The organism is Eisenibacter elegans DSM 3317, from assembly GCF_000430505.1.
Taxonomy (GTDB): domain Bacteria; phylum Bacteroidota; class Bacteroidia; order Cytophagales; family Microscillaceae; genus Eisenibacter; species Eisenibacter elegans.
The window spans coordinates 370,745-384,090 of record NZ_AUMD01000019.1; the positions used below are offsets into that span (position 1 = coordinate 370,745).

The window sequence follows — 13,346 nt, forward strand, 5'->3', positions numbered from 1 at the left end:
GCCTGGGCTTTGCATAATCAAGCAAAGATTAGTGATGGGAAATATAGCGTCTAAAAATCATATTTCTATCGAATTATGAGCTTAGGGGTTTTATTTTGGTGTCAATGAGCCGTGTTTTAAACCATCACTTACTATTTTTGTTCCAAAGAGACTACCCCTATGGCGATTAGACATTCCCAAGCCCACCAATACGATGCAGTACATTTTTTTGAATTTGGCTATAGCCCTTCCCGACTTTTGCCTTTTCTAAAGGTACACTGTTATTGGCTCGACGGTGTATTAATTGATACCGCACAACGCCGGATGCAGCCTCAGGTGTTGTCGGCCTTACAGTCGTTGCCTATACATAGCATCTTGCTCACCCACTACCACGAAGACCACTCGGGCAATGCCGCCGCACTCTCCCAACAAACCCAAGCGCCTGTGTATGCCGGGATGCTTACTCAGCAGTTGATGCAGGATTTGCCTCCCATACTCCCTTATCAACATTGGGCTTTTGGGGCGGCAACACCGCTGACAGACATACAGCCCCTACCTGAAGTCATCGAAACGGAACACTATCGGCTGGAACCGCTTTTTTGCCCCGGCCATTCCCCCGACCACTACGCATTTCTGGAGCCCTCACAAGGTTGGCTCTTTGCCGGAGATTTGTTCTTGGGTAAATTAAAATACACCCGCCGCGACGAAAACCCCAAAGAATTGATGGCTTCTATCGAACGGGTGCTGCAATATGATTTTGACGTGCTTTTTTGTGCCCACAATCCTCGTCTCACCCAAGGCAAACAAGCCTTGGCCGAAAAACTAGCCTACCTACAAGCGCTGCGCGAAGAAGCCAATTATTGGCACCGCAAAGGTTATGGTCTGAGCGCTATCCAACGTAAGGTCAAGCTGCCCGACAGCCTCTTCGTCCGCCTGTGGACTTGGGACGATGTACGGGCGCGCTATCTCATTCAGGGGCTGCTGGATGCGCCCATAACAGCGCTTATCGCCGCCAGTTAGAGATGGTAAAACCTATCGTCCAACGGGTATCGTTATTTTTACGGCCTTCTACTACCACACTCTCAAAAGAGTTTTCGATGGCTGTCTGGATGGCAAAATAAGCTGAGAGGGGCAACTCCAACGAAGCGATGCCATTCCAACGAAAGTTATCCTTATCGAGGGCAGGCTGTAAAAAGGCTATGTGTCTGAAGATGAGCTTGTTGGAAAAAAATCGGTATTCCCCTTTGATACGGGTAGAATTACGCCATACGCTGATGTCTTCACGCTCCGGGGAGTCAAAATCAGTAGTTTCGTACATAATGGCATTGCTGATAGAAAACTTGTAGTTGTTCGTTTTGATAATCCGCCAAGCCAAGCCCGCCCCGGCAAGATAACGCAGTTTGATTTTACGCAAGTTGCTCACCTCTCCAAAGCCAAAGGCAATGCCATAAAAGCGGCGTTCGTGAAAAATCCCCACGTTGAGATCAGTACTATAATCTCGCTCAGCCAGTACTCCTGCTTGACTGCCGTATACATAGCGGGGGCTCATATCAAAGCTAAAGACCGACCCGGGGCGCTCATAAGATAAGCTAAGGCCTGTTTCGACCAATATCCGTTCAATGTTTCCGGCAGTAGCCAAGCCTCGTCCTGTAAAGCGTGCGCGCAAGTTGGGGTTGGGCTTCACCACTTGTGTCTGTACGGTGTTGAGTGTAGTATTGCTCGCTGGGTCGGCCTGCAAGGTCCGTATCACTTGTTGGAGAGAGTCGATTTGGCGCAGCGCCAAACTGTCTGTGGTTTGGGCTAGAATAGCCTGAGGTATCAACCCAAAACAAAACAACGCTGCCAAATAGTGGAGCGTATTGTTTACCAAAGTATGTGTGTGTCTCATTGTGAGTATATGATGGGGTAAAAATTAGCAACAAGCAAACATACGCAACAGCCCCGTGCGAGTTGGGGCTTAATGTGTGCTAATTTACCAATCCCCTACTTGCGTTTATGAAGCAGCCCAAGCAATTCAAGAAGGCCGCCTGCCCGACAACGGTTTGTGGGATACTCAAGAAAAAGGAATGGAAGCCAAAAAAACTGGTATCTGATAGAGATATAGTTCGTTTTTTATCTCACCAAGCCAAGAAAAAATTATCTTTACCCTCATACCAACCTTCATACATAGGCTGCGTATGTGCTTAGGCGTTGCTCCCACACCAAACCCAGAACAATATGAACCGCAACAAAAAACTAACCCGCATCCTTTCTATCGATGGCGGAGGAATTCGAGGAATTTTACCCGGGCAAGTCCTTGTAGCGCTTGAAAATAAGCTGCGCCTGCGCACAGGCAATCCTGATGCCCGTTTGGCTGATTTTTTTGACCTTCTGGCCGGCACTAGCACTGGTGGTATCCTGACCTGTCTCTTGCTTACTCCCAGCACGGAAGTGCCTAGCCGCCCACGTTTTGGGGCTGAGGAGGCCGTGGCGCTCTATCTCCAAAATGGAAGTGCCATTTTTGATGTACCGTTGTGGCACGGGCTACGTACTGTTCGGGGGATTCTGAATGCACGCTACCCTGCTAAGGCCATTGAATCTGTAATACAAGGATATCTGGGAGACCTAAAACTGAGCGAGTTGGTCAAGCCTTGTTTGATTACTTCATACGATGTACAGCGCTGCCGACCTAAGTTTTTTACACAACACAACGCTCTAGAAGGGCTAAAACGAGGCAATTTAGGCCACGATTTTTACGTTCGTGAGGTTGCCCGTGCGACCTCTGCCGCACCTACTTATTTTCCGGCAGCCAATGTAACTTCACTTTCGGGAGTGCACTACCCGCTGATAGACGGGGGTATTTTTGCCAATAACCCTACGCTCTGTGCGTATGCCGAAGCGCGGCAAATGGATTTTGGGGAGGAGAAAATACACCCCAACGCAGCCGATATGCTGATTCTTTCGCTCGGAACAGGCAATAACTCTACTTCGTATGAATACCAAAAGATCCGAAATTGGGGTATTGCAGAATGGATTCAGCCGCTAATAGACATGATGATGAATGGGGTGTCACAAACGGTTGATTATCAGCTCCGACAGATGTACGACGCCGTCGGTACACCCCATCAGTACATCCGTATAGACCCCATCTTTGGTGATGCCAAGCCTAGTATGGACGATGCCTCCGAACAAAACCTGAAGGCCTTGGCCGCCGCCGGCATTGAAACCGCCGAAATTCACGATGCTACCCTCGACCGTGTCGTAGATATGCTTATTGCCAATGCCTGATTTCCTTCGTTGATTTTCTTATGCCTCAGCACTTCTCCAAGATACTCGCCTTGTTACACAGCGGCCAAGTTGATAATATCTACCTTGCCTTGAGTTTGGCGCATCATCACTATGCCGCTCTTTTTGAGGAACAGGTGGGCTATAGCCCTGCCAGTTTCCGTAATTTGGTCGATTGGTTGGCGGCTTATGCACCCGACACCCTACATCGTCCGCTATATGAGGTAGATATGCTGTTTCTCAACAGCCGAAATATTCAAGAACTGCCAGAGGCCTTGCCCTATCTGAGCAATTTGCAAATTTTGTCGCTAGACCAAAACACGCTGACACATTTTCCTATCCAGATTACGGCCTTACCCAAGCTACGAGCCCTATACCTGAGTAATAACCAAATTAACGCCATCCCCCAAGCACTTGGGCAACTAAGACAGCTCAAAATGTTGCACATCAGCCATAACAGGCTCGTTTCGCTGCCTGAGAGCCTAACCCAGCTCTCAGCGCTCGAAGTGCTTAATATCAGCCACAATGCTATCAAACAGCTACCCCAGAGTATTGGCCGACTCCAGCGCTTGCGAAGCCTCCAACTAACTTATAATCAGCTGGAGGCTTTACCCGAAGGGTTGGGAATGCTCCCTTTGCTCAATCCACTATGCCTCTATGGCAACCCTACAGAGTTGTTTATCCCTCCAAGTTTGAGAGATACACCCTTGCTGAGCCAACGGCGTTGTTGAGTGGGTATTTACTTGTAACGCTTTAGGGGTATTCAATTTATTTTTGGATAACCCCTAACAATCTCACTTCTTCAGGTCTTTTTTAGCAACGTAGTTGCCACAACATCGGTAGAGTTGAATGCTCCCTTATACCTTGTTGGCTAGGTTTTTCTGCAACAATGCCTGCATAATGCCGTTTTTGAGCCCTACGTCCGGCACAAGCATTTGTGAGGCTTGGGCTGCTTCCATCGCCGAGATATAAATATCTGCAGCTGGCGGCAGCGTTTCTGCACGGTCGGGGTTGAGCTTAAGCCTATGGATACGAGTAGGGATATCAAAGGCTGCCACATAATTGCGGATCGTGCGGATTTCGTCAATGGGCAAGATATCTCCCTTTTTGGAGAGCATCGAGGCTATTTTGTTGATATTCCCTCCAGTCCCGATGGCCATCAAGGGAGTGGGACTGGGGTTGACTTGAAGCTGCTCTCGAATCCAGCTTTCTAAGGCTTTTAGTTTTTCTTGGAAAGAAGTGCTTTGCGCATTGCGTATAGAGCCTATTTCATAAGATTGCGTGGCCACTTTTTGTCGGTCTATGTAATAGTTCAGCTCTGTGCTTCCCCCGCCGACATCGATGTGTATGTAGTTTTTGTCGGCATCCAGCAGACTACCAATCACCTGTCCGGTATATTCTGCCTCTTGTTTGCCATCAATAATTTGGATTTGGAGGCCGAAGCGGTCTTCTATTTTTTTGGCTATATCGAGTCCGTTGCTGGCTTCGCGCATAGCAGAAGTAGCCAAAGCTAGATAGTCTTCGACTTGATGCAAATCCATCAAAAGTTTGAAGGCGTGCATCAGCTTGAGCATTTCTTGCTGTTTTTCTTTATCTATTTTGCCGGTTTCAAAAACGCTCTTACCCAAGCGTAGTGGAAACCGCACATATTCAACTTGTTTGAGTGTGGGTTGAGGCTCTTCCTCTATCACACGGCTGATATATAGGCGTGCGCCGTTGGAGCCGATGTCTATGGCAGCTAAATTCACAAGCGATGGGGTTTGGTGCAACTTTAGTGTAAGTCAAAGTTACAAAAAAAAACGGATTTTGGTACTCCGTTCAATACTCCGTTAACGTAGATGTAACGAAAAAATTTGCCTTAGGCATCAGTTGTGATGTTTTTATCGGGCTCTGCCAACAGCAGTAAAGACTCAATACCTGGTTCTTCTACCCGCTGATGGAGATTGTAATAAGCGCGTCTAAACCAATGAATAAACGTAATGACCGACACCATGCTCAGGCTTGTGTAAACCCATACAAAAATTATTTGTAGCTAAACAAGCGCTTTGTATTGATTTTCTGAGACTACTCCTCCCTTCAGACCCAACTATAAAGGTTATACCCTAGGACAAACCCTATCAGCTCTAGTATCATGATAAGTCCTATCACGACCATAGTCACAGTTGACTGTATTTTGTTGGGTTTTATGCGTTGCACAGCTCAATATTGCGATTTGAAGAGGCAATTTGCGCTCAAATATATCCCAATACTTGCTTATTTTGGTAGCTATTTAGGAGACTCAAATACTTGATTACTAGATACTTGCAAGAGAATGAGTTTCAACCCTAGGAATTTAGTCAAAATACAGCTACTTGATAATTAGTGATTTATAAAATAAGCTTGTTTAAAACCGAACTATATAACAAAAAACAACTAGTTGATAATGAGAGATTTGCGTCAAATAATACCACCTAAATAGTTACTTATTTTGAGGATTTATTGAATTTAATTTGCTTGATACGCAAGAGTTTTCAGTACACTACAGGTTCCAAACCAGTTCTGATTGGGTATCACTCACTTTAACACAAAAGCCCCTCTGCAATAGGGGGCTTTTGTGATTAATGGCATACTGTGGCATCAGGTTTGGTTACCAAATCACCACACGAACATTTTCGGGGCGGTACATTGGGTCTCCTTCCTTTACATCAAAAGCCTTGTAGAAGTAAGGCATATTTGACATCGGGCCAATGGTGCGGAACTCCCCGGGCGAGTGAGGGTCGGTTTTGATTTGCTCTAGTCTCACCTGGGGGCGGTACTTGCTACGCCATACACGGGCAAACCCGATAAAGAGGCGTTGCTCGGGCGTAAAGCCGTCTTTGTCGGCGGGGCGGCCATTTTTGGCAAAAGAACGTTGTAGCGCATCATAGGCTAGGGTAAGCCCGCCAAGGTCGGCGATATTTTCGCCCAATGTGAGTTGTCCGTTGACGTGTACGCTATCTAGTACAGTGTAGGCGTTGAACTGCTCCACCATTTTGCGGGTGCGTTCTTCAAACTTTTGGCGGTCTTCAGGAGTCCACCACATACGTAGGTTGCCATCGGCATCAAACTGGCTGCCTTGGTCGTCGAAGCCGTGGATGATTTCGTGGCCTATTACGGCTCCGATAGCCCCATAGTTAAGCGCATCATCCGCTTTGAAATCAAAGAAAGGTGGTTGCAAAATTCCGGCAGGGAATACGATTTCGTTGCGGGTAGGGCTATAGTAGGCATTAACGGTAGGCGGAGTCATTCCCCACTCGTTGGGGTCTACGGGCTGGCCTAGCTTGCTGATGGTTTCGGCAAACTCAAAAGCACTCACACGGCGGAGGTTGCCAAGGAAATCATCGGCACGTAGGTCGAGCTTGCTATAGTCGCGCCATACATCAGGATAGCCGATTTTGTAGTTGATGGCGTTGAGCTTTTTAAGGGCTTCTTCTTTGGTAGCCTCTCCCATCCAGTCGAGGTTTTTGATACGCTCGCGCAATGCCTCGCGGATATTCTCAATCATTTCTTCCATACGGACTTTAGCCGCAGGAGGGAAGGCTTCGGCTACGTAGAGTTTGCCTAGAGGTTGGCCTACAGCACGGTTGACCATGCCTTGCATAATTTTCCAACGCTCTTGCATTTCGGAAATACCCCTTAGGCGAGTGCTGAAAAACTCAAAGCTGGTTTTTTCTAGCTCTTCGCTCAAGTACGCCGATGAGCCCGAAATAAGTTTCCAAGTCAGTAAGGCGCGCCATTCGGCAGGTTTGAAATCACTAATCATACGGTCTACCATCGAGATGAATTCAGGCTGACCTACGATGATGTATGGGATGTCTTCTGAGTTGAGACCCATTTCGGCAAAGTACTCTTTCCAATTGATGTTGAAGGTGATTTGCTCCAACTCAGCGATGGTCATCTTGTTGTAGCGCTTGGTAGGCACACGGTTTTGTACGGGGGTACGCTGGAAGGTAGCCAAACGTGTCTCCATTTTCAGCACTGTGTTGGCTTGGGCTTCGGCCTGTTCTTGGCTGATGCCGGTGGCCAATACGAACATTTTGGCGATGTGTGCCACATAATCTTTGCGTACATCGGCAAAGTTATCTTCTAAATAATAGTCGCGGCTAGGCAGGCTGAGGCCAGCTTGCGAAAGGTGCGCAGCGTTGACTTTGCTGTCTTTGGCATCAATGGTGATATAAAAAAAGAAAGGCACCCCGCCAATTCCTGTTTTTTGGAAATAAGCCCACATAGGCGCTACTTGGTTTGGGCTTTGCAAGCTCGCCAGCTGGTCTAGCTCGGGCTTGATAGGTGTGGCACCAAGCGCATTGCGACGCTCCATATCCATCCCACTAGCATACATTGCGCCAACAAGCTGAATATCAGAGCCTTTGGCGCTTTTCTTGTCCTTTTGAGCCTTTTCTAGGATTTTCTTGAGTATTTCCAAGTTACGGTCATTCACTTCATTGAAGCTACCCCAGCGGCCCTCAGAGGCGGGTATCTCGGTGCGGTCCAGCCAACCACCGTTTACAAAGCGGTAAAAATCGTCTTGGGCGCGAACGGTCTTGTCCATATCTTTGAGGTCGAGCGCTTGTGCCAGCAGCCCCATCGGAGCCAATAGCAATACAGCCCACAACCACATACGTGGCGTAGTGTAGTTCATATAATCGTTGGTTTGTGTTTGATAAAAACTATTCAAAAACGCTAGACTGCGAATATACGCACTTTTATTATAGGGTGAAATAGGCTTTGCGCCATTTTTTGCCCAAAAAAATCTTGGTTTAGCCCAAAAGCAAGTCTAGCCCGACCGAATGCTATTCGCCCAGCCGCTTGACAATTTGCGCTCGTACAAGGTCATAGAGTTGCCGTGGTTTGACAGTGCGCCAGTGTTCTATTTCTTCGAGCGAGCCGCCAAAGTTGATGTAGGAGTCAAGGTTATATTTACGCCATTCGCGCAGAACAAAATCGCGGAAGTTGATGGCCGTAATCCAACCTTCCTCTACATCTTCAAACCACTCCTCGTAGTAGCAGTCGTCGGAACCATGAAAATTGAATACATTCTCCCCAATGAGGATAAACTGGTTGATGCCCTTGCGTACCATCTTGTCTATGAGCGTACGTTTGAAGTGCATAATGTCGTTGTGTAACGCATCGTTCCATTCTCCAAACAACTCTATCACCGCAAAGCGCCATTCATAATCTACAAATAAGACTTTGAGATAGAGGGTTTCGGAGCCTATATTGTCCCAGAGTGGATGAATATAATAGCCATAAATGTCGTGTGTGTAGGCATCAGCATAGTAGCGGCCAAAGAAGGGGGAGCGTTCGTCGAGTTGGGCTTGATAGTATTTTTCCCAATTATAGAATGGCTCAATATCGTGCATCTTCACTAGGCTTTAGAGGGTGAGCAGGCAAATGAATTGCCACGCCACTGGACATTTTTCAAATCCCACCGTTAAAACTGTGGGCTAAGTCTTATTTTACCCCAAGATGAGGTCTCAGCTTGTCTCGAAGCTGGAACTCCGAGCTACTTTTCCACAAATGTCCAATGACGTGATGAATTGCCGCAATGAAGGTACAAAAAAACTTGGAGCAACAACACCCAAGACTCTGAAAAAATAGATATACATCAACAATTTTCTGGCTATCAATACCTTATAGCGCATACATCCTCCATACTACTGGATACTTTTGACCATACAACTCAAATAGTGGGCATAGATGAGCACCCGAGGCCTAGCATCTTTTCCCTAAATTATTGTACCAAAACGGACTATCTATCGTATAAAAGCTCAGAGTGGGTGTAGCTGGGTATTTTGAAGCTATATGATTTCGTAGTTATAGTGATTCACTTGGTTTGAGGGTTCGCACAGGCATTTTCCCCAAGCAAGCTTGATAGGGTATATCTGAGAAATATGCCAAAATTGTGAAGAAGTTGGTATCAGTAACCGTTACAGTCCTTTATTTTTATCATAAATCCCCCTATCCCATTATGCGAGAGTTTCATAAAGACCAACTCAGTGAAATGTGTTATGATGAGCAAAAAGACATCATCTACCACATTATGTATCCAAGTACGGCAGATATGAGCGAAGAAGAATTCAAACAAATGCTCTTGACTTGGGTAGCTATCAACAACGAATGTCAGGCTCAAAAAGCCATCGTATACTCCAAAGATTTGCTCTTTCCTATCAATCCTGATATCCAAGACTGGATTATTCAGGAAGTGAATCCTAAGTTGCCTACTAAACAAACTGCTTTTATTATGCCAGAAGAATTCATTGCCAACTTGGCCATAGAACAGTATATCACAGAATCTAATGGCGGTGATGTCATTGTGATGTATTTTGCCTCAACACAAGAAGCCGAGGCTTGGTTATTGGAAAGTAACTAATTGACAGCGATCAGATTGCAAAAATCTGCATCATCTTTGCGCCTAAATAATTACCCCCCTAGATATTACTAAGAACCCACGGGCTAGCTGTGGGTTCGCTTAATAGGAAGTCGGAGTTGCATCCTATATTTCTGAAAGCACTCTGTAGTTTGTGTTTTTTCATATTTTCAAACCCCATACTATGTGGCGCAACCTTTGGCATTACCTATCGACCCTTGGCTTGTCAGACGAGGATTCATCGCTTTTCAAACGGCGCATTGTGCTCATCAATCGGGTTTATGTATTGGCGCTGACCTTGTGTACTTTATTGGGTCTTAACGAGCTTTCGGAGGCTTTCTTACAGCCCTCTGCGTTTCAGCCATATACCCTAGTGCTTATTTTGGGCATTATATTGCTCTCGATAGGGGTGTTGGTGGCCAACCAATACCGTGTTTTTTGGTTTGGTAAGTTTGCCTTGTTATTTGTGTTTTCGTCTACAGCCCTCTTAGGGGTAACCTTACTCAACATCATCGATGATTATGATATTTTTTGGATGCCCTATCTGCCTCTAGTATTCTCAGCGATAGTACATCTAATCGTAGATGCCCAACAAGAGCGCCTACTGTATTTTGGGGGCTTGGGTTATAATTTTGGGCTGATGATGAGCTTCGAGCTGTTCTTGTCTGTATATCCACATCCTACTATGGCTCCGGCATTGGCTGTGATGTATGCTGGGTTTGTGGGGTATAAAGTCGGGCAAGTGATTATCTGGGTGTTGGTCAATGGAGCGTTTTTCCATCAGGTACGCCTAGCCGAGCAATTTGAACGAGATTTGGCACAAAAAAATGAGGCGCTGACCTTGTATGCCCACGAGATTCAGGAGAAGAATGATGAGATTTCACAACAAAATGAAGAACTGTACCAAAGCCAAGAAGAACTACAAACGCAACGTGATTTTATTGCGGCACAAGTCCGCACACTCCAAGACCGCGAGCTGAAAATTAACGGCAGCATCCGGTCTGCTCTGATGATTCAACAAGCGCTTTTGCCTCAAAAATCTGATCTAGCCCGCCTCCTTGGCGACTATTTTATGCTTTACCAACCCAAAGATGTGGTTTCGGGGGATTTCTTGTGGATTGATACCCTTGGTGAATCTACAATTATTGCAGCAATAGACTGTACCGGACACGGTGTACCTGGCGCTTTTATGACCCTTATAGGGCACACGCTTCTCAATCAAATTATCAAACTAAAAGGCATCACTGACCCAGCCGAAATCTTGACCCAGCTCCACCTCGAAGTACGTACGCTTCTCCGTCAACAAGAAAATGGCAACAACAATGGGATGGATGCAAGCCTACTAACACTCCAACGCCATCAAAACGGCGATGTTGCTCTACAGTTTGCCGGAGCCAAGCAAGCCATACTCTACTATGATGCCCACACAAAAACATTGGAAGAACTACCCGGAACAAGGAAGGCCATTGGCGGAGAGCAAAATGAGCGCAAACAGTTCAGTACCCAACAAGTAATCCTTCCTTCAGGCAGTATGGTTTATGCGGGCTCTGATGGCTACGAAGACCAAAACGATGCAAAACGACGTAAGTTTGGAAAACAACCGCTGCGTGAGCTCCTGCGTCAACTCGCTCCGAAACCACTACCACAACAAGAGCAGACCTTGAGGTGCGCCCTACAAAAGCATATGACCAATACCGAACAACGCGATGATATCTTACTCATTGGTATCAGGATTTGAGGCTATACAGCTCAATAATAGAGCCCGTGCCCTACGAACCCCCTTCTCTGTCTCCACTCAAGGGCTGGAGCTGGGATTTTGATGGTATTGAGTACATAAAACAGTGTTTTGAGCCAAGGGCGTCGGGTAGGAATATGCTCCCAAACTATATCAAGGCTCAGAAACAAACGTCGATAAGGGTCGAGTCCCACAACACGGTTCTCGTCCAAGCGCCCAAAAAGCATCCCCTCTGCGCCATAACCTGCGGAAACTCCAAGCCAAGGAGGTAGACCCAATACATCGCCCCGAAGTGTGAGCCAATAGGTTTGCCCGTTGTAATCTTTGAGCCATTGTTCGCTCCAATTACGCCCAAGTGTTTGGGGGCGCTGCGCGGCATAGGGCGTAGGTCGAAAAGAAAATTTAGGGTATAGCTTGACTTCGCCCCAATAGTAATCTTGGGCTACAAAAGTAGCTGCGCCTACAAAATTAGCTGCTGCATCGGTCCAAGAAGCGCCATAGTCGGGGGAAAAGCCATCAAAAACCTCGATACTTGTCATAAACAACATCGCGGCTCCAACCCCCCACCAACGCGCTCGCTTGCTGTCCATTCCCGCCCAGCGCAATAATTCCACATTAGCTCGGCTCAGTTGGAAACTACTGTACCAATGGCCAAATTTATCCATTTGTTGCCACTGAGGCCAATCATCAAAAAACTGAAAAGGGACAGCCTCATTTTGCCGATACCATACAGCATACAGCCCTGCCATTCCTAATGTGTAGGCAGCTCCGCCAGCAATAGCCACTGTTCGGAGGCGATTCGGATGTGTCTTTTGTGCAAATAAAAGCGTGTCTTCGGATGTTTGTGCTCCAAGGCCTACAGCCATAGATACCCCCAGCAAGCACACTATCAAGTACTTGAACATTGCTACGTAGGATAATCAAAAGGGGTAGACATCGGCCTACCCCTTTGTTTCGATAAGACTATTTTTTTTCTTCGGTTGGATTTTCTCCTTCCTCTTCTTTTTTGCCCTTACTAAAGACCCCCGACACAAATCCTTTGGCGCTATCAGTCAGCTTTCCAAACCGCTCTTTTGCCTCCCCCCCAAACTCACTGAGCTTATCCTTGGCAGAATCTCCAAATTCTGTGATGCGCTCCCTAGCTGTACCCACAAAGCTCCCCCCCTCTTTGGCTACACGGCTTGTCTGGAGGAATTTGAGTACATTTTCGCCCAATTCTTGCAGTTTCTCCTGAGTTTCGGCCAACATAGATTCTTCCTTTTTAGCATCCCCCCCTCCAGTCTGTACTTTTGACTTGACAAAGCTCTGTGCGCTTTCGGCAAAGGCCTGCATGCGTTTCTTCGCTTCATCTGCAAATTCCTGAATACGCTCCATCACGGTCTCATCAGGCTCTCCCGTTAACGCCAGATGTACACTAGCCTTCACATTAGCCCCAAGGCGCTCTTTCACATATTCTACCACTACCTCTGTGGCGGCTTTTGCTTGTTCTTCGCTAATATTGGCCTTTTGAGCCACTTGTTTGATAAGCTCTTCCATACAATTGTTTAAGTTATGATACGTTTTAGTGAGATTGATTATACCCTATAAAGCTAGTCAAAATCTGCCTCAATCAAAATTTTTCACAACTTATTATACTCCCCCTCTGGTTTCTCTTGGGAGTTGAACACAAAAAAGCCTCTCAGATTTGACTCTAAGAGGCTTTTGTGATAATAGTTATCCGGCATCGACCTACTCTTCCACGTTTGACCGCAGTACCATCGGCGCTAAGGGGCTTAACGACTCTGTTCGGAATGGATAAGAGGTGTTCACCCTTGCCATTAACACCGTTTAACTTCCTTTATTGACAACATCAAGCAAACAAAACAACATCGAGCACGCATTCGATTACAACACATCTTAGCCGGATGATACTTCGAACATCAATCGATGTCAATACTCAAAGCCATCCGCAAAAGAAGCTATCGGGTAATTAGTACTGCTCAG

General features: G+C 46.5%; 12 protein-coding genes and 1 rRNA gene. 6 read left to right on the top strand and 7 right to left on the bottom strand.

Annotated elements, in window-relative coordinates; all coding sequences use genetic code 11:
• Positions 1-159: 159 nt before the first annotated feature.
• The gene (locus tag G499_RS21010) at positions 160-999 is read left to right on the top strand and encodes an MBL fold metallo-hydrolase (protein ID WP_051296053.1); all 840 of its coding nucleotides are present in this window, start codon (positions 160-162) and stop codon (positions 997-999) included.
• Here the strand turns inward: G499_RS21010 and G499_RS0107605 are convergent.
• Positions 983-1,867, bottom strand: coding sequence for a DUF481 domain-containing protein (locus G499_RS0107605; RefSeq protein WP_051296056.1), 885 nt, complete (start codon positions 1,865-1,867; stop codon positions 983-985). The two genes, G499_RS21010 and G499_RS0107605, sit on opposite strands and share 17 nt — an antisense overlap.
• Positions 1,868-1,943: 76 nt before the next feature.
• Here G499_RS0107605 and G499_RS22400 point away from each other — a divergent pair, with 76 nt between their 5' ends.
• The 3 genes from G499_RS22400 (at position 1,944) to G499_RS21015 (ending at position 3,974) form a co-directional block, all read left to right on the top strand.
• Positions 1,944-2,072 carry a hypothetical protein gene (locus tag G499_RS22400; protein WP_281171858.1) on the top strand — a complete coding sequence of 43 codons (129 nt, stop codon included), beginning with the start codon at positions 1,944-1,946 and terminating at the stop codon, positions 2,070-2,072.
• Between the two features lie 124 nt (positions 2,073-2,196).
• A complete protein-coding gene (locus tag G499_RS0107615; RefSeq protein ID WP_026999452.1) occupies positions 2,197-3,246 on the top strand; it encodes a patatin-like phospholipase family protein in 1,050 nt (349 codons plus the stop codon).
• 20 nt (positions 3,247-3,266) lie between these two features.
• The gene (locus tag G499_RS21015) at positions 3,267-3,974 is read left to right on the top strand and encodes a leucine-rich repeat domain-containing protein (protein WP_026999453.1); all 708 of its coding nucleotides are present in this window, start codon (positions 3,267-3,269) and stop codon (positions 3,972-3,974) included.
• Between the two features lie 126 nt (positions 3,975-4,100).
• On the opposite strand, the gene G499_RS0107625 is transcribed toward G499_RS21015, so the two are convergent.
• The 3 genes from G499_RS0107625 to G499_RS0107635 form a co-directional block, all read right to left on the bottom strand.
• Complete coding sequence (locus G499_RS0107625; RefSeq protein WP_026999454.1) at positions 4,101-4,991, bottom strand: Ppx/GppA phosphatase family protein; 891 nt, start codon at positions 4,989-4,991, stop codon at positions 4,101-4,103.
• Positions 4,992-5,869: 878 nt separating this feature from the next.
• Positions 5,870-7,900, bottom strand: coding sequence for a M13 family metallopeptidase (locus G499_RS19130; protein WP_051296059.1), 2,031 nt, complete (start codon positions 7,898-7,900; stop codon positions 5,870-5,872).
• A gap of 151 nt (positions 7,901-8,051) precedes the next feature.
• Positions 8,052-8,621, bottom strand: coding sequence for a hypothetical protein (locus G499_RS0107635; protein WP_026999455.1), 570 nt, complete (start codon positions 8,619-8,621; stop codon positions 8,052-8,054).
• Positions 8,622-9,229: 608 nt separating this feature from the next.
• Here G499_RS0107635 and G499_RS0107640 point away from each other — a divergent pair.
• Positions 9,230-9,631, top strand: coding sequence for a hypothetical protein (locus G499_RS0107640; RefSeq protein WP_026999456.1), 402 nt, complete (start codon positions 9,230-9,232; stop codon positions 9,629-9,631).
• 181 nt (positions 9,632-9,812) lie between these two features.
• The gene (locus tag G499_RS0107645; protein WP_026999457.1) at positions 9,813-11,366 is read left to right on the top strand and encodes a PP2C family protein-serine/threonine phosphatase; all 1,554 of its coding nucleotides are present in this window, start codon (positions 9,813-9,815) and stop codon (positions 11,364-11,366) included.
• Between the two features lie 11 nt (positions 11,367-11,377).
• On the opposite strand, the gene G499_RS0107650 is transcribed toward G499_RS0107645, so the two are convergent.
• The 3 genes from G499_RS0107650 to rrf form a co-directional block, all read right to left on the bottom strand.
• Complete coding sequence (locus G499_RS0107650; RefSeq protein ID WP_026999458.1) at positions 11,378-12,268, bottom strand: DUF2279 domain-containing protein; 891 nt, start codon at positions 12,266-12,268, stop codon at positions 11,378-11,380.
• Between the two features lie 58 nt (positions 12,269-12,326).
• Complete coding sequence (locus G499_RS0107655) at positions 12,327-12,899, bottom strand: hypothetical protein (protein WP_026999459.1); 573 nt, start codon at positions 12,897-12,899, stop codon at positions 12,327-12,329.
• Positions 12,900-13,078: 179 nt separating this feature from the next.
• Positions 13,079-13,191, bottom strand: a 5S ribosomal RNA gene (rrf, locus tag G499_RS0107660).
• Between the last annotated feature and the right edge of the window lie 155 nt (positions 13,192-13,346).